This is a genomic window from Pseudolabrys sp. (assembly GCF_050250095.1).
Classification (GTDB): Bacteria; Pseudomonadota; Alphaproteobacteria; order Rhizobiales; family Xanthobacteraceae; genus Pseudolabrys.
The window spans coordinates 15548-38062 of record NZ_JBFWPH010000006.1 but is presented as its reverse complement, the minus strand read 5'-3'; the positions used below and the strand labels follow the sequence as shown (position 1 = coordinate 38062).

20 protein-coding genes are annotated in these 22515 nt (G+C 65.4%); 12 read left to right on the top strand and 8 right to left on the bottom strand.

Annotation, left to right across the window (positions count from 1 at the left end):
* The first annotated feature begins 27 nt into the window (after nt 1–27).
* A complete protein-coding gene (locus AB7F10_RS16820; RefSeq protein WP_428563383.1) occupies nt 28–1155 on the top strand; it encodes a glycosyltransferase in 1128 nt (375 codons plus the stop codon).
* A gap of 174 nt (nt 1156–1329) precedes the next feature.
* Here the strand turns inward: AB7F10_RS16820 and AB7F10_RS16815 are convergent, their stop codons facing one another.
* Nucleotides 1330–2598, bottom strand: a complete 1269-nt coding sequence (locus AB7F10_RS16815; protein ID WP_428563385.1) for a glycosyltransferase family 87 protein — start codon at nt 2596–2598, stop codon at nt 1330–1332.
* Between the two features lie 127 nt (nt 2599–2725).
* On the opposite strand from AB7F10_RS16815, the gene lepA reads away from it, so the two are divergent.
* The 5 genes from lepA to AB7F10_RS16790 all read left to right on the top strand — a co-directional run bounded on the left by lepA (nt 2726) and on the right by AB7F10_RS16790 (nt 8074).
* On the top strand, nt 2726–4537 hold the full coding sequence (lepA, locus tag AB7F10_RS16810; RefSeq protein WP_428563387.1) for a translation elongation factor 4: 1812 nt from the start codon (nt 2726–2728) through the stop codon (nt 4535–4537).
* Nucleotides 4538–4699: 162 nt separating this feature from the next.
* Complete coding sequence (locus AB7F10_RS16805; protein WP_428563389.1) at nt 4700–6334, top strand: ABC-F family ATP-binding cassette domain-containing protein; 1635 nt, start codon at nt 4700–4702, stop codon at nt 6332–6334.
* Nucleotides 6331–7188, top strand: a complete 858-nt coding sequence (bla, locus tag AB7F10_RS16800) for a class A beta-lactamase (protein ID WP_428563391.1) — start codon at nt 6331–6333, stop codon at nt 7186–7188. Before AB7F10_RS16805 ends, bla begins: the two co-directional genes overlap by 4 nt.
* Before the next feature lie 26 nt (nt 7189–7214).
* Nucleotides 7215–7691, top strand: a complete 477-nt coding sequence (locus tag AB7F10_RS16795) for a GNAT family N-acetyltransferase (protein WP_428563393.1) — start codon at nt 7215–7217, stop codon at nt 7689–7691.
* 80 nt (nt 7692–7771) lie between these two features.
* Nucleotides 7772–8074: a plasmid stabilization protein gene (locus AB7F10_RS16790; protein WP_428563395.1), complete on the top strand. Its 303-nt coding sequence runs from the start codon at nt 7772–7774 to the stop codon at nt 8072–8074.
* 74 nt (nt 8075–8148) lie between these two features.
* Here the strand turns inward: AB7F10_RS16790 and AB7F10_RS16785 are convergent, their stop codons facing one another.
* The 4 genes from AB7F10_RS16785 to AB7F10_RS16770 all read right to left on the bottom strand — a co-directional run bounded on the left by AB7F10_RS16785 (nt 8149) and on the right by AB7F10_RS16770 (nt 12602).
* A complete protein-coding gene (locus AB7F10_RS16785) occupies nt 8149–9222 on the bottom strand; it encodes an exonuclease domain-containing protein (RefSeq protein ID WP_428563397.1) in 1074 nt (357 codons plus the stop codon).
* A gap of 548 nt (nt 9223–9770) precedes the next feature.
* Nucleotides 9771–10751: an amidohydrolase family protein gene (locus AB7F10_RS16780; protein WP_428563399.1), complete on the bottom strand. Its 981-nt coding sequence runs from the start codon at nt 10749–10751 to the stop codon at nt 9771–9773.
* 117 nt (nt 10752–10868) lie between these two features.
* Nucleotides 10869–11555: a L,D-transpeptidase gene (locus tag AB7F10_RS16775; protein ID WP_428563401.1), complete on the bottom strand. Its 687-nt coding sequence runs from the start codon at nt 11553–11555 to the stop codon at nt 10869–10871.
* A gap of 153 nt (nt 11556–11708) precedes the next feature.
* Complete coding sequence (locus tag AB7F10_RS16770) at nt 11709–12602, bottom strand: L,D-transpeptidase (RefSeq protein WP_428563403.1); 894 nt, start codon at nt 12600–12602, stop codon at nt 11709–11711.
* Nucleotides 12603–12821: 219 nt separating this feature from the next.
* On the opposite strand from AB7F10_RS16770, the gene mepA reads away from it, so the two are divergent.
* Together mepA and AB7F10_RS16760 are read left to right on the top strand one after the other, a co-directional pair.
* Nucleotides 12822–14135 (top strand): penicillin-insensitive murein endopeptidase, encoded by a 1314-nt coding sequence (gene mepA, locus AB7F10_RS16765; RefSeq protein WP_428563405.1) that lies wholly within the window; start codon nt 12822–12824, stop codon nt 14133–14135.
* 27 nt (nt 14136–14162) lie between these two features.
* A complete protein-coding gene (locus AB7F10_RS16760; RefSeq protein ID WP_428563407.1) occupies nt 14163–15020 on the top strand; it encodes a fumarylacetoacetate hydrolase family protein in 858 nt (285 codons plus the stop codon).
* A gap of 7 nt (nt 15021–15027) precedes the next feature.
* On the opposite strand, the gene AB7F10_RS16755 is transcribed toward AB7F10_RS16760, so the two are convergent.
* Nucleotides 15028–15498, bottom strand: coding sequence for an Lrp/AsnC family transcriptional regulator (locus tag AB7F10_RS16755; RefSeq protein ID WP_428563409.1), 471 nt, complete (start codon nt 15496–15498; stop codon nt 15028–15030).
* A gap of 130 nt (nt 15499–15628) precedes the next feature.
* Between AB7F10_RS16755 and AB7F10_RS16750 the strand changes: the two genes are divergently transcribed.
* Together AB7F10_RS16750 and AB7F10_RS16745 are read left to right on the top strand one after the other, a co-directional pair.
* A complete protein-coding gene (locus tag AB7F10_RS16750) occupies nt 15629–18034 on the top strand; it encodes a transketolase (RefSeq protein ID WP_428563411.1) in 2406 nt (801 codons plus the stop codon).
* A gap of 351 nt (nt 18035–18385) precedes the next feature.
* Entirely contained in the window at nt 18386–18862 is a 477-nt protein-coding gene (locus tag AB7F10_RS16745; RefSeq protein WP_428563413.1) for a low affinity iron permease family protein, read from the top strand.
* A gap of 41 nt (nt 18863–18903) precedes the next feature.
* Here AB7F10_RS16745 and AB7F10_RS16740 read toward each other — a convergent pair whose 3' ends face one another.
* Entirely contained in the window at nt 18904–19056 is a 153-nt protein-coding gene (locus tag AB7F10_RS16740) for a DUF3309 domain-containing protein (RefSeq protein WP_428563415.1), read from the bottom strand.
* A 124-nt stretch (nt 19057–19180) separates the two neighbouring features.
* Nucleotides 19181–20824: a GMC family oxidoreductase gene (locus AB7F10_RS16735; protein WP_428563417.1), complete on the bottom strand. Its 1644-nt coding sequence runs from the start codon at nt 20822–20824 to the stop codon at nt 19181–19183.
* Between the two features lie 237 nt (nt 20825–21061).
* Between AB7F10_RS16735 and modA the strand changes: the two genes are divergently transcribed.
* On the top strand, nt 21062–21802 hold the full coding sequence (gene modA, locus AB7F10_RS16730) for a molybdate ABC transporter substrate-binding protein (protein WP_428563455.1): 741 nt from the start codon (nt 21062–21064) through the stop codon (nt 21800–21802).
* A gap of 17 nt (nt 21803–21819) precedes the next feature.
* Nucleotides 21820–22515, top strand: coding sequence for a molybdate ABC transporter permease subunit (gene modB, locus AB7F10_RS16725; protein ID WP_428563419.1), 696 nt, complete (start codon nt 21820–21822; stop codon nt 22513–22515).

The window sequence follows — 22515 nt, the reverse complement described above, 5'->3', positions numbered from 1 at the left end:
CGCCGGATCGGGGGCAACGGCGGGATCATGGTCACGGAAGCTTCGGCCACGAGCGACGCATCCGCGCGAGCCGCGCCCGAGCTTGCCGTCATCCTGCCGACCTTCAACGAGCGCGCAAATCTGCCGATCGTCACCGCGCGCATCGCGCAGGCGCTCGCCGGCATCGACTGGGAAATCGTCATCGTCGACGACAATTCGCCGGATGGCACCGGCGAGGAGGCCAACCGCATCGCCGCGCAGGACCGCCGCATCCGCTGCATCCACCGCATCGGCCGGCGCGGCCTCGCCGGCGCCTGCATCGAGGGCATGCTGGCGACGCCGGCGAAATATGTCGCGGTGATGGACGCCGACCTGCAGCACGACGAGGCGCTGCTGGCGCGCATGCTCGCCACGCTGCGCGACGGCAAGGCCGACCTCGCGGTCGCCAGCCGTTTCGCCGAGGGCGCGGTGCAGGCGGGCCTGAGCGCCAACCGTGACCGCGCCAGCCGTTTCTCGATCGCGGTCGTCAACCGCTTCCTCAAGGTCGACCTCACCGATCCGATGAGCGGCTTCTTCATGCTGGAGCGCCGCACCGTCGAGGAGCTGGCCCCGTCGCTGTCGACGCAGGGCTTCAAGATCCTGCTCGACATCGTCGCCACCGCGCGCGGCCGGCTGCGCGTCGCCGAGTTTCCCTTTACGTTTGGGCAGCGCCAGCACGGCGACAGCAAGCTCGACTCCCGCGTCGCCCTCGACTTCGCGCAATTGCTGCTCGCCAAGTTCACCGACGACGCGGTGTCGTTCCGCTTCGTACTGTTCTGCATCGTTGGTCTCTCCGGCGTCGGCGTTCACATGGCGGTGCTCGCGGGGCTCCACGACTTCACCGCCTGGCGTTTCGACGTGACGCAGGCGGTCGCCACCGTCATCGCCATCGCCTGGAACTTCGTGTTCAACAACGCCTTCACCTATCGCGACCAGCGGCTGACCGGCTGGCGCTATCTGCGTGGCCTCGTCAGCTTCGAGGTGATCTGCGCGATCGGCGCGATTTCCAATGTCGGCATCGCGAGCCTGATCTACGGCCAGCAGGGCGCGTGGTGGCTTGCCGGCCTGTCCGGCGCACTGATGGGCGCGGTGTGGAACTACACCGTCAGCGCCGCGTTCGTCTGGCGCGCGCGGTAACGGGTGATCCACGAAGTTTCTCCGTCACCCTGAGGTGCGCGGCGAAGCCGCGCCTCGAAGGGCGACGGCCCAGACGCTGAATTTCTCTCACTGGCTTATTTGAAGCAAGTCTGCCGACGCCGAGTTGCAGTGGCCGTCCATCCTTCGAGGCTCGCCGCTCACGCGGCTCGCACCTCAGGATGACGGATTAATACCGTCAGAAGACCGGACTTGTACATTCGGCCTTCGCCACAACAACACCGCCAGCCCGCCGAGCAGCACCATCGAGCCGGCAATCAAAAAGCCGTAGCGGAACGCGATGTGCGCGAGCGCCTTGCCGGTCAGGTCGTTCGAAGTGCCGGTCAACAGCACGAAACTGACCACGAGTAACGGCACCAGAATGCGCCGCAGGCCGCGGTCGTGGATCGCGCCGGCCACCAGCAGCGTATAGGGCAGGATCAGCAGCACGAAGTGATAGCGGCTGGTGATCGGCGACAGCGCCAGCGTCGCGATCAGCAGGATCGCGCCGTCGATGGCGATGTGATCGTTGCGGCGCGGCGACTTGAACATCATCGCCGTGCAGGCCGCGATCAGCGTCAGGTCCAGCGCGAGCAGCACGAAGCGCCCGCCGGCCGACCAGTCGGTGCCGGCGGCAAGCCGCTGCACCACGCCGCGGAACGACTGGTTGTTGAGGTTCTGGCCCATCCACATGTCCCAGAACGTCTGTCCGCCGGCCGAGCCGCCCGGCGTCAGCGCCGGGCCGGCGACGACGCCGATCCAGTCCATGAAGAAGTGCGGCCTCGCGCCGGTCGCCATCGTGTAGAGGTCCGGAAGGACGCAGAAGAACGCCAGCGCCACGACGAACACGCCCGCCGCCATGAAGCGGCGGCGGAAGATCAGATAGGGCAAAAAGATCAGCGGCGTCGCCTTCACCGCGGTGGCGAGCGCGAGCCACACCGCGGCGGAGCGGTCGCGGTCCTGCGACAGCGCGTGAAGCCCGAGCAGGATGACGAAGAACGCCAGCGTGTCGAACGCCTGATAGACGAACACCGCCTGCGCGAACTTGATGCTGAGCAGAAGCACGAAGGCGCGCAGCCAGAACAGCGTGCGCGCGTCGTCCGCCACCGGATAGAGCCGCCGCGCGAACCGCTCCGACAGCACGTAGCAGCCGATCGTCGCCGCGATCGAGATCGCGTACCAGATGACGTTGCGCCAGCCCATCGACAGCGGCACGAAGGGCGTCATGAAGAAGGCGAGCGCCGGCGGATAACTGAACAGCTCGGCGCAGGAAATGATCGGCTGGTTCTTCAGGAAGCAGGCCGCGCCGTCGGGATAGACCGTCATGCCGACGGCGCCCTTGGCGAAGCGCGGGAAGTAGGCGACGGCCGCAACCGCCAGCACGATCCAGCCGCCGTAACGGGCGAAAAACGCCTTCCAGCCGGTTTCGCCTGCCGCGGCGGTCATGGTCGCCTCCCCGTCGGCGGCGCGCGCCGGTTCCCTGAACGGCCCGCCTTTTATCATGGGACCACCCGCATACAAGGCGGCGTCAGGCCTCCTTGAAGCCCCGCCGGGCGGGTGCTATCTCGCCGCCATGACGGCGGTACCAATCACGAATATCCGCAACTTTTCCATCGTCGCCCATATCGACCACGGCAAATCGACCCTCGCCGACCGGCTGATCCAGCTGACCGGCGGGCTCGACGCGCGGGAGATGGCGGGGAAGGAACAGGTGCTCGATTCAATGGACATCGAGCGCGAGCGCGGCATCACCATCAAGGCGCAGACCGTGCGCCTGAAATACCGCGCCAAGGACGGCAAGGATTACATCCTCAACCTGATCGACACGCCCGGCCATGTGGACTTCGCCTATGAGGTGAACCGCTCGCTCGCCGCCTGCGAGGGCTCGCTGCTGGTCGTCGACGCCTCGCAGGGCGTCGAGGCGCAGACCCTCGCCAACGTCTATCAGGCGATCGACAACAATCACGAGATCGTCCCGGTCCTCAACAAGATCGACCTGCCGGCCGCCGAACCCGAAAAGGTCAAGCAGCAGATCGAGGACGTGATCGGCCTCGACGCCTCGGACGCCATCGGCATCTCGGCCAAGACCGGCATGAATATCGATCAGGTGCTGGAAGCCATCGTCACCAAGCTGCCGCCGCCGAAGGGCGACCGCGACGCGCCGCTGAAGGCGCTTCTGGTGGATAGCTGGTACGACGTCTATCTCGGCGTCGTGGTGCTGGTGCGCATCGTCGACGGCGTGCTGAAGAAGGACATGCGCATCCGCATGATGGGCACCGACGCCGTCTACGACGTCGACCGCACCGGCGTGTTCACGCCGAAGCTGACGATGGTGGATGAGCTTGGCCCCGGCGAGATCGGCATGCTCACCGCCTCGATCAAGGAAGTCGCCGACACCCGCGTCGGCGACACCATCACCGACGACAAGAAGCCGACCGCGCAGCCGCTCGCCGGCTTCCGCCCCGCCATTCCGGTCGTGTTCTGCGGCCTGTTCCCGGTCGATGCCGCGCAGTTCGAGGACCTGCGCGCCGCGATGGGAAAGCTGCGCCTCAACGACGCGAGCTTCACCTTCGAGATGGAAACCTCCGCCGCGCTCGGCTTCGGCTTCCGCTGCGGCTTCCTCGGCCTGCTGCACCTCGAGATCATCCAGGAGCGGCTGTCGCGCGAGTTCAATCTCGACCTGATCGCGACCGCGCCCTCGGTCATCTACAAGATCACGCTGCGCGACGGCTCCCATCTCGACATTCACAACCCGGTCGACATGCCGGACGTGACGCATATCGCGGAGATGCAGGAGCCGTGGATCGAAGCGACGATCCTGACGCCGGACGAATATCTCGGCGCGGTGTTGAAGCTCTGCCAGGACCGCCGCGGTTCGCAGAAGGAACTCACCTACGTCGGCAACCGCGCCATGGTGAAATACGACCTGCCGCTCAACGAAGTGGTGTTCGACTTCTACGACCGGCTGAAGTCCGTCTCGCGCGGCTATGCCTCGTTCGACTATCACCTGACCGATTACAAGCCGGCCGATCTCGTCAAGCTGCAGATGCTGGTCAACGGCGACCCGGTCGACGCGCTGTCGATGCTGGTGCACCGCACCCGCGCCGAGAGCCGCGGCCGCGCCATGGCCGAGAAGCTGAAAGAGCTGATCCCGCCGCACATGTTTCAGGTGCCGATCCAGGCCGCCATCGGCGGCAAGATCATCGCCCGCGAAACCGTGCGCGCCTTCCGCAAGGACGTCACCGCGAAGTGCTACGGCGGCGACGCCACCCGTAAACGGAAACTTCTCGACAAGCAGAAGGAAGGCAAGAAGCGGATGCGCCAGTTCGGCAAAGTCGACATCCCGCAGGAAGCCTTCATCGCGGCGTTGAAGGTGGATGTGTAGCGGCGGAGCCGCCGAAACAGGCCGTAACGGCTGCTTCACGTCATTCCGGGGTGGCGCGCAGCGGCGAACCCGGAATCCAGAAACACGAAGACAGCCAGCTTTGCTGGATTCCGGGTTCGCGGCCTGGTGGCCGCGCCCCGGAATGACCGAAAAGATTTGTGCATGATCCGTCTCGACAACATCTCCAAGCAGAACGGCCACCAGCTTCTCTTTGTCGAAGCCTCAGCGGCGCTCAACAGAGGCGAGAAGGTCGGCCTCGTCGGCCCCAATGGCGCCGGCAAGACCACGCTGTTCCGCATGATCAAGGGCGAGGACCTGCCGGACGAAGGCCAGGTCGCGGTCGATCGCGGCGTCACCATCGGCTATTTCAGCCAGGACGTCGGCGAGATGGCGGGACGCAGCGCCGTCGCCGAGGTGATGGACGGCGCCGGCCCGGTGAGCGAGATCGCCGCCGAGATGAAAGAACTGGAAACGGCGATGTCGGATCCCGCTCTGGCCGAACCGGACCGTGCCGACGAGATGGAAGCCGTCATCGCGCGCTACGGCGAGGTGCAGCACCGCTTTCAGGAACTCGACGGCTACGGGCTCGAGGCTCGCGCCCGCGAGGTGCTGGCCGGCCTCTCGTTCAGCCCCGAGATGATGGACGGCGACGTCGCCAAGCTGTCCGGCGGCTGGAAGATGCGCGTCGCGCTCGCCCGCATCCTGCTGATGCGGCCCGACGCCATGCTGCTCGACGAGCCGTCGAACCATCTCGACCTCGAAAGCCTGATCTGGCTCGAGCAGTTCCTCAAGGGCTACGAGGGCCTGCTGCTGATGACCTCGCACGACCGCGAGTTCATGAACCGCATCGTCGGCAAGATCGTCGAGATCGACGGCGGCGGGCTGACGACCTATGCCGGCGACTATGCATTCTACGAGCAGCAGCGCGCCTTGAGCGAGAAGCAGCAGCAGGCGCAGTTCGAGCGCCAGCAGGCGATGCTCGCCAAGGAGATCAAGTTCATCGAGCGCTTCAAGGCGCGCGCGTCTCATGCGGCGCAGGTGCAGAGCCGCGTGAAAAAGCTCGACAAGATCGAGCGCGTCGAGCCGCCCCGGCGGCGGCAGACCGTGTCGTTCGACTTCCCGCCCGCGCCGCGCTCCGGCGACGACGTCGCGGTGCTGAAGAACGTGCAGAAGGGCTATGGCAGCCGCAGCATCTATGACGATCTCGATTTCACCGTGCGCCGCAAGGAGCGCTGGTGCGTCATGGGCGTCAACGGCGCGGGCAAATCGACGCTGTTGAAGTTGGTCGCCGGCGCGACCGCCCCGGACGACGGCACGGTGACGCTCGGCGGCAGCGTGAAGATGGGTTATTTCGCGCAGCACGCGATGGACCTGCTCGACGGCGAGCGCACGGTGTTCCAGACGCTGGAGGACGCCTTCCCGCAGGCCGGGCAAGGCTCGTTGCGCACGCTCGCCGGCTGCTTCGGCTTTTCCGGCGACGATGTCGAGAAGCGGTGCCGGGTGCTGTCGGGCGGCGAGAAGGCGCGGCTGGTGATGGCGCTGATGCTGTACGATCCGCCGAACTTCCTGGTGCTGGACGAGCCGACCAACCATCTCGATATGGCGACCAAGGAAATGCTGATCGCGGCGCTGCGCGACTACGAGGGCACCATGCTGTTCGTCTCGCACGACCGGCATTTCCTCGCCGCGCTGTCGAACCGCGTGCTGGAGCTGACGCCCGAGGGCGTCCATCAGTACGGCGGCGGCTACACCGAATATGTCGAACGCACCGGCCACGAGGCGCCGGGGTTGCAATGATCCGCCTTTCCCGCCGCACGTTCGTCGCGGGCACCCTCGCCTTCCCGTTCGCCGCGCGCGCGGCCGACAACCCGCTTGCCGCGATCGAGCGGACATATCGCGGCCGGCTCGGCGTCACGATCCTCGACACCGCAACGGGGCGCACACTGTCGCATCGCGCCAACGAACGCTTCGCGATGTGCTCGACCTTCAAGCTGCTCGCAGCGGCCGCGATGCTGAAGGGCGTCGATGACGGCCGCGAGACACTCGGCCGGCAGGTCGCGATCACAAAGGATAAAGTCATCGCCTATTCGCCGGCGGTCGAGAAACACCTCGGCGGCGCGATGACGCTCGCCGCGCTGTGCGAGGCGGCGGTAACGCTGAGCGACAACGGCGCCGCGAACCTGATCCTCGAAGCGCTCGGCGGGCCGAAGGCGGTCACCGCGTTGGCGCGCAGCCTCGGCGACACGGTGACAAGGCTCGACCGCACCGAACCCGCGCTGAACGACGTGCCGCCCGGCGACGTGCGCGACACCACCACGCCCGCCGCGATGGCCCGGACCGTGCGCGCGCTCACCCTCGGCGATGCGCTGTCCGACGCCTCGCGCCGGCAGCTGTGCGACTGGCTGATCGCCTGCAAGACCGGCGACAAGCGCCTGCGCGCCGGATTGCCGAAGGACTGGCGCGTCGGCGACAAGACCGGCACCGGCCCGCGCGGCATCGCCAACGACGTCGCGGTGATCTGGCCGACGGGACGCGCACCGCTGGTCGTCACCGGCTATTATCAGGGCGCGAAGTCTCGAAACGACAGGAGCGCGAACGGCCACCGCGACGCCGTGCTGGCCGAAGTCGGCCGCGTCGCCGCGGCGTTCTGAGGACGCAACGCATCATGTGGCGCGCGATGACGACGAGCGACCTGGCGTCCGTCAACGGGATCGCCGCCGTCGTGCATCCCGGCTACCCGGAAGACGCCGCGATTTTTTCCGAGCGCCTCGCGCTCTATCCCGCCGGCTGCCACGTTCTCGTGGCAGGCGGGGGCGCGCCTGGCGGCTACATCGTCAGCCACCCCTGGCGGGACCGGGAACCGCCGCCGCTGAACACGCGGCTCGACGTCCTGCCCGCAAAGCCCTCGACCTATTACATCCACGACATCGCGCTGCTGCCCGAGATGCGCGGCACCAAGGCCGCACAGGAGATCGTCACCCTCCTGATCGGTCACGCGCGCGCGGCCGGCCTGCCCGCCGTCTCGCTGATCGCGGTCAACGACTCGCAAGCCTTCTGGCAGCGCATGGGCTTTGCCCGCGTCGACGACGGCATGCTCGGCGCCAAGCTGAAAAGCTATGGCGGCGATGCCTGCTTCATGATCCGCCCGCTGTAAACCGCGTTCCGGCGCAACGAGGGAACGATCCGGCATCCGCAACGTTAAGTCGTGGGGCGATGCGCAAGGGAGAGTCGTCCATGCCACGCGGCGACAAGTCGAGTTACACGAGCAAGCAGAAGCGGCGGGCCCGCAAGATCGAGAAGGGCTACAAGAAACGCGGCGTCAGGACCAAGGAAGCCGAGCGCCGCGCCTGGGCCACCGTCAACAAGGAATCCGGCGGCGGCAAGAAGTCCGGCTCCGGCCGCGGCAAGAAGCCGAACCGCTCCGCCTCCAGGAAAGGCGGCCGCAAGGGCGGCAAGGCGTCGGCCAACCGTTCGGCGGCGGCGCGCTCACGCTCGGCCAGGAAGGCGGCGCGCACCCGCAAACGCCGCGGGCATTGAGTGATCGATATTCCGGGCTAGCCTGCTTTAGCAAAAATAGCCGGCGACCAGGCTGCGATCGCGGCAGAGCGCCATTATTGCTCGGGCAGCACTCTCTTTATCGCCGCCTTCACGCGCTCCACTGCCTCTTGCTTTGAATCGGAATAGTCGCCATCAATTTTTGCCATCATCGCAAACCATTTTGGAAATTCGTCGCGAGCGACTGGATTCTCGTAAACACCACGCGCTGCTCGAGTTAAAAGATTTTGGGTAAGTTCGATTTCGCCCAATTCCGATAGCAGTTCTTGTTCGGTCTCAATATCGATTGGGATAGCTAAGCGCTCGCTGGCGGACCTTACCAGCAGTGTCAAGAGGTCAGCCTCTTCTCCGATCATCGAATTGTCGGATCTCGCGACCTCTAACAATAGAATTGCCGTAGGTCGCAGTTCATCAAATATAGCTTTCTTCGACGCCCGTTTTGGCCGATTGACGGACGCCGTCGTAGCGCCTTCATCGGCTTTTACATTGCGCCTGCGAGGTAGCGGGCCATCTGGCACCGGCGGTGGCGCAGTGAGATTGGTTGGCGAGACCGGGATTCCCGATGAAACTAGCTTGGAGAATGGCTGCATGAATTCGGACGGGAATTTTTCGAGCCAGAGATATACAGAAAGCGCAAGCCAAGCATCCTCAAGAGCGCTGTGCTTCGTTCCAATTCTTTTCAAACCAATTTCGTTGCAAATTGCATTGAGCGATGCTCTGCCGGGCAAGCCAGCGCGCCGATAAGCATTCATCGTACAATACGACTGGATTTTCGGCGACTGCGCTCCTAAAGCGACAAACTCTCGTTCGATGAAATTCAAATCGAAGCTTGCATTGTGCGCAACTACAATTTGACCTGCTTCAATGAAGTCGCGGATTGTGTCCAAGTGATTTGAAAATGGTGCTTGGTGCCTGAGCGTCCAATCGGGATATCCGTGCACCTCCTCGGCCCTGGGGTGACTCTTTCTTCCCGGGTCAAAAATCAGATGCAAAAAACGAGCATCGATCAATTTGTTAGAGGAACGATCAAGCTCAAGACGCCACGCACCGAGGCTTACGATTCGATCTCTCGAATGAAGCCCTGTGGTTTCAACATCCACCGCCACGATAGAATTTAAGAGCTGCGGCATGGTAGCCCCTCACCACCTGCAATCACCTGAGCATTTCAATGCAAATGTTAACGCACGACAATCCGGTCTTGACGTTATAGGAAAATAATCATATAACTGCAAAATGCTCGCCGGACGCGGCGAGGCGCGTTCATTGCGTGTCATGACACGCAAGGACGGTGATGCTTCGGGAGGCGCAGCCGGTTTCGCAAACCGGCGCGTGCTCTCGCAAAGCACGCGGGCGGGCCCGATCGCAAGGGACCCCGCCGCATGGAGCCTCGCAAGCTCCTGGCGCCTCCCGAAGCCTCATGATCGGGAATGCACGGCGCCCCCGCGCCGTTCAAAGAACAGGGGCGCACGCGCATGCCCGGTTTACCGGATATGCAGCAACTAAAAAGCTGCTCTCCTACCTCGCTTGAAGTGTGATCCGTGTCACGCACCCAAACCGCTCACCCCCGCGAAAGCGGGGGTCCAGAAACAAAATGAATGCCATTCTTAGCGTTAGTATGCTCTGGATTCCCGCTTCCGCGGGAATGAGCGGAGTTTGGCTCGACCGAACGAGCTACCCGCTACAGCTTGAACAGCTTCTCGGCGTTGCCGTGCGCGATGCGCGCGCGGTCGGACGGGCTGACCGGAAGCTTTTCCAGAAATTCGCGCGCCTCCGCCATCGGCGCGTAAGGATAGTCGGCCGAGAACATGATGCGGTCGACGCCGACCTCGAGCAGCAGGTTGAGGAAGGTCGGCGTGTAGTTGAAGCCGCCGAAGGTGTAGTGCACGTTCTCGCGCAGATAGGCGCTGAACGAGCGCTCGAGGTTGAAGTTCGGCGCGCGCGACGCGACCGAGTCCATGCGCTCCAGCATGAAGGGCAGGCCTTCGCCCATGTGGCCGATCACGATCTGCAGCTTGGGGAAGCGGTCGAACACGCCGCGCGCCATCATGCGGATGACGTGCACGCTGGTCTCGATGTGCCAGCCCCAGGCCGGACCGGCGAGAATCATCATCGCCGGTTGCGGGAAGCCGCCGAAATAGGCGTCCACCACGGGCTTCGGCGGAATGGTCGGGTGCAGATAGATCGGCGCGGCCAGCGCCTCCGCCGCTTCGAGAATCGGCCAGAAGAACTCGTCGTCGAGATAGCGGCCGCGCACATGGCCGTTGATCACCGCGCCCTTGAAGCCGTCCTTCATGCGGCGCTGCAATTCGTTCACCGCCTTGTCGGGCGCGAGCGTCGGCAGCGCGGCAAGTCCGGCAAGGCGCGTCGGATGACGGCGCACCGCGTCGGCCAGCACATCGTTGACCTCGCGCGCGGTGGCGATCGCCTCATCGGCCGTCTCGCACTGTTCGGTGCCGGGCGAGTTGATCGACAGCAGCTGCATATCGATACCGGCCTCGTCCATCTCGGCGAGCCTCTTGTCGCCGAGGTCGGCAAGCTGCGCGAACAGCCGCTCGCCCGCCGCGCCGCGCGCTTTCTTGAAGCCCTCGGCGGAGGCACGCCCCGCGCCCGCGAGAAAGCCGGGCGTCACATAATGTTCTTCAAGGGCGATGGTCCGCATGGGAGCTTCCTCGTGCTGTTGTCGTCTTGGGCCGGCGCGCCGGAGGCGTCGCGGCGCGCGCAGACTGCGCGACCGGGATCGACAAGACAAGCCGTCTCCGGAGATGGGCCGCCTGCGCTACCAGCGGAACCCGCGGCCGTCCTGATAGACGACGATGCCCTCATCGTCGTAGCGGCGCAGGCGGCGCGCGGGCCGCTCGTCATAAGGATCGAAGCCACGGTCGTAGCGTACCACGGGCGGCGCGGCTTCGTAGACGCGAACGCGGCGCGAGGCGCGTGGCCGGCCGAGATCGCCCTCCCAGTCGCGGTATTCCACCGCGCCATAGGCGCGCCCGCGAGTGGCCGGCGCGGTGCGCTCGGGAGCGCGGCGCGCGGCGTAAGTGTCAGCGCCGATGCTGCCGCCGATCGCGATGCTGGTGTTGTTCATGCCGTGCACGCGCACCAGCTCGAACAGCATCGCGGCATGCGCGCGCGACAACCGCACGCAGCCGTGCGAGGCGGGACGGCCGAGCTTGCCTTCCTCGTAGGTGCCGTGGATCGCGTAACCGCCGTAGAAGAACACCGAGTTCGGCATCGGCGCGTCGTCGTATTTCTTCGAGTAGTAGACGCGCGCGAGACGGATGGCGCGAAACTGACCCGCCGGCGTGTCGTAGCGCCCGCGTCCCGTCGACACCGGCCAATGGAAGGTGCGGCCGCCGTCGACCGAGACGGTCATGCTCTGGCTCGACTTGTCGATATAAACGCGGATGCCGGCCTCGGCCGGCGCGGCCCATGCGAGCGACGCGAGGGCGGCGGCAATCGTCACGGCAATCACAACACAACGCTGACGCATCAACTCAAGCCCCGGAACGTCCGCACCACCGCGCCCATACAATCATGTGCCCGGCGGCACAAGCTGACAAAGCGCGCATTAACCATTCGAAACATCGTTAAGGCGCGGCAAACGACGCCGCCGCGCCTACCAGGTGAAGCCGTATTTGCGGTAGATCGCGCGCAGTTCGGCCTGGCTGCCGACCTTCATGGTGACGACATGCGTGCCGGGACGCAGCGCTTCCGGCGGCGCGCGATCGCCGCGCACCACCACGTTTGCTTCGCGCACGACAGCCGGCTCGACATGCAGCTTTGCGACCGGCGCAGCGACAGCAGCCTTGTCCGGCGTCGCGTTGCGCGGCGCCGTTTCCTCAACGGCCGCCATTTTCACCGGCGGCAGCGGCGGCAGGGCCTTCGCGCTGACCGTTTCCACCGGAGCCGCATCGGACGGCTTGCTGCCGTCATTCGACGCCGCCTTGCCGAAGGCATCGAAACCGGCGTGGCGATCATAGGGCACGGTGCGATCCTGCACCGACGGCGAACGATCGCGATAGCGGTGACGATGGCGATAGTGCCGCGGCTCCGCCGGCGTCACCGAGCCGTCGAGCCGCAGGCCGGTGACGACGATGCGGGTGCCGCGAATGCCCTGCGCGCGCGCCAGCGAGAACAGCGTCGCGGCGTTGTCGGGATGCAGCCGCACGCAGCCGTGCGAGGCGGCGCGGCCGAGATGGCGCACCTCCGTGGTGCCGTGCACCGCATAGCCGCGATAGAAGAAGATCGAGAACGGCATCGGCGCGTTGTCATACTTGCGCGAATACCACGACCGCTCGAAGCGCACCGGACGCCACTGGCCGCTCGGCGTCGCGTAGCGGCCGCGCCCGGTCGACACCGGCCAGCGATACATCTCGCTGCCGTCGACCGTGACCGACATGCGCTGGTCCGCCTTGCTGATGGTGACGACGAGTTCGGCTTTTGCCGGTGAAGGAAACCAGAGGCCCGCGGAAACGACGCCCGCAGCACATAGAAGGCCACAACGCCACATATCAGCACCCCATTCCCTGCGAATTCCGCGACAACTGTCGCGGCCCGGCGCGGCGCTGTAAAGGCTTTGTTAACCATAAAATTTGCGGGCGATGTGCCAGCAATCCCAGAGGCTTGGCGTTCCCCGGGCGCGGAGGGGACGGCGGTGGCCCTGTTGCCGCCTAAACCATTCCGTCTAATTTCCCTGACACCAAACGGCGGAGCCGTTAGATCGGCTGTCATGCTGGCGAGAACCGGATCCTATCTCCTGCTTGCGGTTGTGCTGGGCGCCCTCGCGTTCGAGGGCGTCGGCCGCTATTCGCGCGCGCAGTCGCCCTCGCCGGACAGCGCCGCTGCCGATTCCAATGTCGAAGGACCGGTCCAGCCTGTCGTCGAACCGAAGCAGGCCGAACCGGCGCAACCGGAGCAGAAGCCCGCGCGGCCCGTGCAGCGCGCGGCGCCGCCGGCGCCGACGGTGACAGCGCCGCCGCCCGCCGCCGCGGCTCCGCCTGCATCGCCGCCTGCCGCTGCATCGACGCCGGCCGTCACCGCGCCGATTGTGACCGCGCCCGCTGCGAATCCGCCGGCCGCGACCGCGCCGGTGGTCGCCAGTCCGCCCGCGACCCCTGCGCCTGTCGTCGTCGCGCCGTCCGCGCCGACACCGACACCGGCTGCGATCGCGCCGAGCGGCACGCCCGCGATCGCGCATCCGCCGATCCCTCCCATCAAGGCCGACAAGATCGACAAGAAGGATGCGAAGGCCGCGGCCTACGATCTGTTCGGCGCCAAGAAGCTGCCGTCGATCGGCCATGCCGCCGCGATCGGCTACTATCCCGGCGGCTGCCTCGCCGGCGGCGTCGAGCTTCCGGTTGACGGCCCGAACTGGCAGGTGATGCGGCTGTCGCGCAACCGCAACTGGGGCCACCCGAACCTGATCCGCTTTGTCGAAAATTTCGCCGCGCGCGCCTCGAAGGCGACCGGCTGGCACGGCATCCTGGTCGGCGATCTCGCGCAGCCGCGCGGCGGCCCGACCCGCACCGGGCACAAGAGCCATCAGACCGGACTCGATGTCGATATCTGGTTCCTGCCCATGCCGGACCACAAGCTGACACGGCAGCAGCGCGAGGATCTCTCGGCCAACAACCTCGTCGCCGGCGACTGGAAGCACATCAATCCGAAAGTCTGGACGCCGCAGCACATCGCTTTCATCAAGACCGCTGCGTTGAGCCCCGGCGTCGAGCGCGTGCTGGTCAACGCCGCGATCAAGAAGGAACTCTGCCGCGCCGTCGGCCCGAAGACCGACTGGCTGCGCAAGGTGCGCCCGTGGTACGGGCACCACGATCACATCCATGTCCGTCTCGCCTGCCCGGCGGACTCGCCGAACTGCCGGCACCAGCCGGCGGTGCCGGAGGACGAGGGCTGCGGCAAGGCGCTCGACTTCTGGTTCTCGGACAAGGTTCTGAAGCCGGTGACGAAGTTCAAGCCGCGCAAACCCATGACGCTTGCGGATTTGCCGCCGGCCTGCAAAACAGTGCTGGCAGCGCCAGCCAAGTAACTGGTTCTGCTTTGCAGGACTTTGCCCATGAAACTCTGCCGCTTCGGCGACAACCGCCTCGGCCTCGTCACCGGCGATCAGGTGCGCGACGTCACGGCCGCGCTCGATGTGCTGCCCACCGCGCGCTACCCCTACCCGCAGCATGACGTGCTGATCGCCAACCTGCCGAAGCTCGCGGCTCGCGTGGGCGAAATCGCCGGCAGCGCGCCGGTGCTGACGCTGAAGGACTGCAAGCTGCTCACGCCGGTCGCCAATGCCGGCAAGGTGGTCGCCGCCCCCGTCAACTACAAGAAGCATCTCGAGGAAGCGCGTTCCGATCCGGAGCTGCATCACCAGAACCAGATCGCCGAAATCCAGCGCGTCGGGTTGTTCCTGAAGGCGACCAGTTCGGTGATCGGCGCGGGCGAGGAGATCGTCATCCGCCATCCCGACCGGCGCACCGACCACGAGATCGAACTCGCCGCGGTGATCGGCAAGACCGCCGACAAAGTGACGCGCGAGCAGGCACTCGATCATATAGCCGGCTACTGCCTCGGCCTCGACATCACCGTGCGCGGGCCGGAAGAGCGCTCGCTGCGCAAGTCGATCGACACCTACACCGTGCTCGGGCCCTGGTTCATCACCGCCGACGAGGTCGGCAACGCCAGCGAACTCGATCTCGAGCTCACCGTGAACGGCGAGCCGCGGCAAAAGGCCAACACCCGCGATCTGGTGATCGGCATCGCCGACCTGATCGTGTTCGCCTCGTCGTTCTACACGCTGCATCCGGGCGACGTGATCCTCACCGGCACGCCGGAAGGCGTCGGCCCGATCAAACCGGGCGACACGATCGACGCGCGGATCACGAAGGTCGGCGCAATGCAGGTGAAGGTGCGCGGCGCCTGACGCACCGTCACGCCAGCGGCAAGACGTTGGTGTATTTGACCTGTTCGAGCGCGAAGCTCGATTCGATCGAGGCAACGCCTTCGAGCCGCGTCAGCTTCTGCTTCAGGAACCGCTCGTAGGCCGCAAGGTCCGGCACCACGACGCGCAGCCAGTAGTCGCGCGGGCCGGTCATCAGGTAGCACTCCAGCACTTCCGGCCAGCGCGCGATGGTTTTCGAGAAGCGGTCGAGCGCGTCCTGCTTCTGCTTGTCGAGCTTGATCGAGATGAAAACGCTGACCGGCAGGCCGACCGCCTGCTGGTCGAGCACCGCGACGTAGCGGGCGATCACGCCGGCCTTTTCCATCAGCCGCACCCGGCGCAAGCACGGCGAAGCCGAAAGCCCGACCTCGCCGGCGAGGTCGGCCAAGCTGATGCGCCCGTTTTCCTGCAGCGTTTTCAGGATTTTACGGTCGGTCTCGTCGAGCGCGAATTCCGGCATGTTCCGCCTCAAAAGCGATATCTGTTGGCAGATTATGCCAATTCTGACGTTATTTGAAGTGGATATTGGCAGCCTTTGCCCGTCCGGCAGCGCGATAATGCCGACCTCACCGGCGTCCGGGACAAACGACATGGCAAGCGATCTCGACATTCTGCGCGAACTGGAGAAGAAGATTCTCTGGCTCGCGAGCTGGACCATCCACAACGCTAACCATCTTCGCGACAACGGCGACGGCGTGAAGGTCGGCGGCCATCAGGCCTCGTCCGCCTCGCTCGCCACCATCATGACCGCGCTTTACTTCGACGCGCTGCGCCCGGAAGACCGCGTCGCGGTGAAGCCGCACGCCTCCCCGATCTTCCACGCCATCCAGTATCTGCTCGGCAAGCAGACCCGCGAGCGGCTCGAAGCCTTCCGCGGCTACAAGGGCGCGCAAAGCTATCCCTCCCGCACCAAGGACGCCGACGATGTCGACTTCTCGACCGGTTCGGTCGGCCTCGGCGTCGCGCAGACGCTGTTTTCGTCGCTGACGCAGGACTATGTGCGCGCGCACGGCTGGGGCAAGACCTCGGCCGGACAGACGCGCCGCGAAGGCCGCATGGTCGCGCTGGTCGGCGACGCCGAGATGGACGAAGGCAACATCTTCGAGGCGCTGCTCGAAGGCTGGAAGCAGGGCCTGCGCAATTGCTGGTGGATCATCGACTACAACCGGCAAAGCCTCGACGCGGTGGTGCGCGAAGGACTCTGGGAACGCTACGAGCAGCTGTTCAAGAATTTCGGCTGGAAGGTCGTCATCGTCAAATACGGCGCCCTGCAGGAAGCCGCGTTCAAGGAGCCGGGCGGCGACGTTCTCAAGCGCTGGATCGACAACTGCCCGAACCAGCTTTACTCGGCGCTGGTGTTCGCCGGCGGCGCGGCGTGGCGCAAGCGTCTGCGCGACGAGATCGGCGACCAGGGTCCGGTGTCGGCGCTGATCGACAGCCGCAGTGACGAAGAACTTGCCGCGCTGATGAACAATCTCGGCGGCCATGACCTCTCCGCGATGCGCGCGGCGTTCCGCGCTAATGACGATCACGATCAGCCGGTCTGCTTCATCTGCTACACCATCAAGGGCTTCGGCCTGCCGCTGGCCGGCCACAAGGACAACCACGCCGGCCTGATGACGCCGGCGCAGGTCGACACGCTGCGCACCGCGCTGAACGTGCGGCCGGGCCACGAGTGGGACAAGTTCGAGGGACTGTCGCTGCCGCAGGACGCGATCGAGACATTCCTGTCGAACGTGCCGTTCGCGCAAGGCGGCACGCGGCGGCTCGAAGCGCCTGAACTCGCCATTCCCGAAGACCTGCCGGTGACGATCCAGCCGGTGATGGCGACGCAGATGGGCTTCGGCGCGATCCTCCAGGAGATCGGCCGCAGCAAGGCCGACTATGCCGAGCGCATCGTCACCACGTCGCCGGACGTCACGGTGTCGACCAATCTCGGCCCGTGGGTGAACCGGCGCGGACTGTTCGCGCGGCAGGCGATGGCCGACACCTTCAAGAACGAGCGCATCCCCTCGACCTTCAGCTGGGAGTTTTCGCCGCAGGGCCAGCACATCGAACTCGGCATCGCCGAGATGAATCTGTTCATCCTGCTTTCCGCGCTCGGCCTGTCGCATTCCATCAACGGCGAGCGGCTGCTGCCGATCGGCACGCTGTACGATCCCTTCATCGCGCGCGGTCTCGATGCCCTGAACTATGCCTGCTATCAGGACGCGCGTTTCATTCTAGCCGCGACGCCGTCCGGCATAACGCTCGCCGGTGAAGGCGGCGCGCATCAGTCGATCGGCACGCCGCTGATCGGCATGGCGCAGGACGGCCTCGCCGCCTTCGAGCCGGCCTATGTCGACGAGCTGGCCGCGATCATGGCGTGGTCGCTCGCCTACATTCAAAAGAGCGGCGGCGAAATATCGGAGCAGAACTGGCTGCGCGACGAAACCGGCGGCTCGGTTTACCTGCGCCTCTCGACACGGCCGATCGAACAGATCCAGCGTCCGATGACGCCGGAACTACGCCAGGGCATCGTGGACGGCGCCTACTGGATGCGCAGGCCGGGGCCGAACTGCCAGGTGGTGGTCGCCTATACCGGCGCCATCGCACCGGAAGCGATCGAGGCGGTCGGCCTGATGGCGGAAGACCGCCGCGACGTCGGTCTGCTTGCCGTCACATCCGCGGACCGGCTCAATGCCGGCTGGACCGCGGCGCAACGTGCCCGCGAGCGTGGCCTCGTCCACGCGCGCAGCCATATCGAACGGCTGCTGGAAGACGTGCCACCGCATTGCGGCCTCGTCACCGTGATCGACGGCCACCCTGCGACGCTCGCCTGGCTTGGCGCGGTCGGCGGCCATCGCGTGCGCCCGCTCGGCGTCGAGCATTTCGGGCAGACCGGCAGTCTCGCCGAGCTTTATCGTCACTACGGCATCGATGCGAACGCCATCGTCGCCGCCGCGCAGGCGATCGCGCCGGGCCGCCCGATCCGCCATCTCAAGGCGCTGCCGTAACCGGCCGCGGATTGGCCATGCGAAACTTGCCGACTGTCCGCGGGACACCCGGCAAGCAGGCCGTCAATACGGCTGGATGGTCAGTGCAGGCCGCCAAACACCCAGATCAGCAGCAGGATCGGGAGCGGCACGCCGATCAACCACAAAAGCAAATAACGGCCCATGTGAAACTCCTGTCGTTCTTCAAATGACTTGCGTCAAGCAGATAACGCCTGAACCGGCCATTCATCTCCGTCACGCAGACAAATTTTTTATCGCCCGCGCGACGCCGCCCAATCCCCGCCTTGAATCGAGACCACGGTCCCGGGATTAGGCGCGGGCCAGCGCGCAGCAATGATTTGGAGATAAGAGATGAAGGCGAGAAAACCGAAGCCAAAAAAGGGCGTTGCCAAGGCAGCTGCCCACGGCGACAGCGGCAGCAACGGTGGCCACGCGGGCAATACGTTTCGTACCTATTTTTCGAAGTTCGCGCAGAAAGCCTCGCACGCCGCCGGTTCGCCGGCCGCATTCACGCTCGCGATCGCGATCATCGTCGTCTGGGCGGTGTGCGGCCCGATCTTCGGCTACAGCGATACCTGGCAGCTCATCATCAACACATCGACGACGATTGTCACGTTCCTGATGGTCTTCCTGATCCAGAACACGCAGAACCGCGACTCGCTGGCGGTACAGCTCAAGTTGAGCGAACTTGTGCTGGCAATGCACGGTGCGAAAAACAATGTCGCGACCATCGAAGAGTTGTCCGACGACGAGCTGGAACATCTGCACAAGGAGATGTGCGCACATACCGAAAAAATGAAAGCCGCGCTCGACCGCCGGCGTGGTTAGCCGGCGGCGGTCGCGGCCCGAAATCCCCGCGATGAGCGCCGTCAGATGCGTCCCATCAACGCGAGAATGATGACGATAATCAGGACGACGCCCAGCAGGCCGCCGGGGTAATAGCCCCAGCCGCGGCTGTAGGGCCACGTCGGCAGCGCGCCGAGCAGAATCAAAATCAGGATAACGATAAGAATCGTGGACATATGCGGTCCCCTTAAAAATGAGCGCCGGCAGCCGGTGAAAAGCCGCCGCCAGCCAATAACGACGCAGGACGCAAAAGGTTCCCGTGCCGGAACCCGCCGATAAACGCAGGAAAGCGCAGCGACGTCAGCGCCGGTCCTGCAGGATCATCTCGGCGCCCTTCTCGGCGATCATGATGGTCGGCGAATTGGTGTTGCCGGAGGTGATCGCGGGCATGATCGAGGCGTCGACCACCCGCAGCCCATCGACCCCGATGACGCGCAGCCTGGCGTCGACCACCGCCATCGGATCGTCGTCGCGCCCCATCTTCGCGGTGCCGACCGGATGGAAGATCGTGGTGCCGATATCGCCCGCGGCCTTCACCAGCGCGGCCTCGTCGTCATCGCGAACCTGAGGGCCGGGCAGGTATTCTTCCGGCTGATAAGGCGCGAGCGCCGGCTGGCCGATGATCCGCCGCGTGACGCGGATCGACTCGGCGGCCACGCGTCTGTCTTCCGGCGTCGCCAGATAATTCGGCCGGATCGCCGGTGCGTCGCCGGGCTTGTTGGATTTCAGCGTCAGCGCACCGCGGCTGGTCGGCCGCAGATTGGCGACGCTCGCGGTAAAAGCCGGGAAGTCGTGCAGCGGATCGCCGAACTTGTCGAGCGATAGCGGCTGGATGTGATACTGCAAATTCGCGCGGTCCTGCGCGGGATCGGATTTGGTGAAAGCGCCGAGCTGCGAAGGCGCCATCGTCAGCGGGCCACGGCGGAACAGCGCGTAGTTTACGCCCATCCAGCCGCGCTGGATCAACGACCGATACATCTCGTTCAGGGTGCGGATGCCGCTGACCTTGTAGATCATCCGCAACTGGAGATGATCGTGCAGGTTCTGCCCGACCCCCGGCTTGTCCAACGCGAGCGCAATGCCGTGCTCCGCGAGATGCGCGGCAGGACCGATGCCCGACAGCATCATGATCTGCGGCGAGCCGATCGCGCCGGCCGCCATCACCACCTCGCCGCGGCAGCGCGCGGTGCGCTCCACGCCGTCCTTTTCGTTTCCTTGCCGCCAGCGCACGCCGGCCGCGCGCTTGCCCTCGAACAGCAACCCTTCGACCATGCAGCCGGTCTCGAGCCGCAGGTTCGGCCGGTTCAGCACCGGCTTCAGAAAGCCGCGCGCCGCCGACCAGCGCCGTCCGCGCTTCTGGTTGACGTGAAAATAGCACGAGCCTTCGTTGTCACCGGTGTTGAAGTCCGCGATCGGCGGAATGCCGGCCTGTTTCGCCGCCTCGCGCCAGACATCGATGATGTCCCAGCGCAGCCGCGGAAACTCGACATGCCATTCGCCGCCGATATTGTGGTGATCGCCCGCGCCCAGAAAACTGTGCTCGTGCTTCTTGAAATAGGGCAGCACGTCATCCCACGACCAGCCCGGCAGACCAAGCTGACGCCAGTGGTCGTAGTCGCCGGCCTGCCCGCGCATATAGACCATGGCGTTGATCGCCGACGAGCCGCCGATCACCTTGCCGCGCGGATAGCTCAATGAGCGGCCATTGAGGCCCGGCTCCGGCTCGGTCTTGAACATCCAGTCCGAGCGCGGATTGCCGATGGCGAACAGATAGCCGACCGGAATGTGAAACCAGATCCAGTTGTCGCGACCGCCGGCTTCCAGCACCAGCACGCGGTTCTTCGGGTCCGCCGACAGCCGGTTCGCCAGCACGCAGCCGGCCGAACCCGCGCCAACCACGATGTAGTCGAACTCACCGATGCCGCCGTCTGCCTCACCCGCCATGATACGCACTTTACCTTGCGGCTCCGGACTTGCTAGACTTGCGATAACGACCAGTCGCCCATTGTGCATGGGCGGCAAGCACGGAACGGCGGTTCCAGCATTCGGTCGCTTCACCTGAAGCCCATCGACGCGCCCAAGGCGCGGCATTGCAGCGCATCATCGCGCTGTGGGAGAACCGCCATGTCTTTTCGCACTACGCGTTTCCGACTGTTTCCCGTCCTCGCCCTGCTCGCGGCCATGGTCGCGGCGCAACCCGCTCCGGCGCAGGACACCACCCTCACCGTCTTCGCCGCCGCGTCGATGCGCAACGCGCTCGACGATTTCAATGCGCAGTTCACCAAGGCCACCGGCATCAAGGTGACAGCGAGCTATGCCGCGACCTCGGCGCTCGCGAAGCAACTCGAATCCGGCGCGCCGGCCGATGTGTTCATCTCCGCCGACCTCAAATGGATGGACTACGCGATCGACAAAAAGCTGGTGAAGCCGGACACCCGCGTGAATCTGCTTGGCAATGAGCTGGTGCTGATTGCGGCAAAGGACTCCAAGCTCGACAAAGTCGCGATCGGCAAGGGTTTCGACATCGCCAAGCTGGCCGGCGACGGCCGCATCGCCGTCGCCGACGTGAAGGCCGTGCCGGCCGGGCGCTATGCCAAGGCGGCGCTGACCTCGCTCGGCGTGTTCGACAAGGCCGAGCCGAAGCTCGCCCAGGCGGAGAATGTTCGCGCCGCCCTTGCCTATGTCTCGCGCGGGGAAACTCCGGTCGGCATCGTCTATGCGACCGATGCCAAGGCCGACCCCGGCGTGAAGGTCGTCGGTGTGTTTCCTGAGGATTCGCACCCGCCGGTCACCTATCCGGTGGCGGCGACGCCGAACGCCAGGACCGAGGCGGCCAAATACCTGCAGATGCTGCGCACGCCGGCCGCACGCACAACTTTCGAGAAATACGGCTTCAGCTTCCTCATCAAGCCGACCACCTGAGGCAAGACGCAGCCCGCATGCTCGACCTGACGCCGCAAGACTGGACGGCCATCGCGCTGTCCTTGCGGGTATCCCTGATTGCGACCGCGTTCGCCCTTCCGTTCGGCGTCGCGGTCGCGTGGTTGCTTGCGCGCAAGACCTTCTGGGGCAAGAGCATCCTCAACGGCGTGATCTATCTGCCGCTGGTGCTGCCGCCGGTGGTCACCGGCTATCTGCTGCTGCTCGCATTCGGCAGGAAGGGACCGGTCGGCGCCTTCCTCGCCGAGCAGTTCGGCATCGTCTTCGCCTTCCGCTGGACCGGCGCGGCGCTCGCCTGCGGCGTGATGAGCTTCCCGCTGATGGTCGGCGCGATCCGCCTCTCCATCGAGTCGATCGACCGCAAACTCGAAGGCGCTGCTTCGACACTCGGCGCCAACGGATTCTGGGTGTTCCTGACGGTCACGCTGCCGCTCGCGCTGCCCGGCATCATCGCCGGCGCGGTGCTCGCCTTCGCCCGCGCGCTCGGCGAATTCGGCGCAACGATCACCTTCGTCTCCAATATTCCCGGCGAGACGCAGACCATCTCGGCCGCGATCTACACACTGACGCAAGTGCCGGGCGGCGACGCCCAGGCTTTGAATCTCGTTATCGTCGCGATCGTCTTGTCGCTCGCCGCGCTGATCGTGTCCGAATGGTTCAACCGCCGCGCCGGCGCGCGGCGTCACGGAGATTGA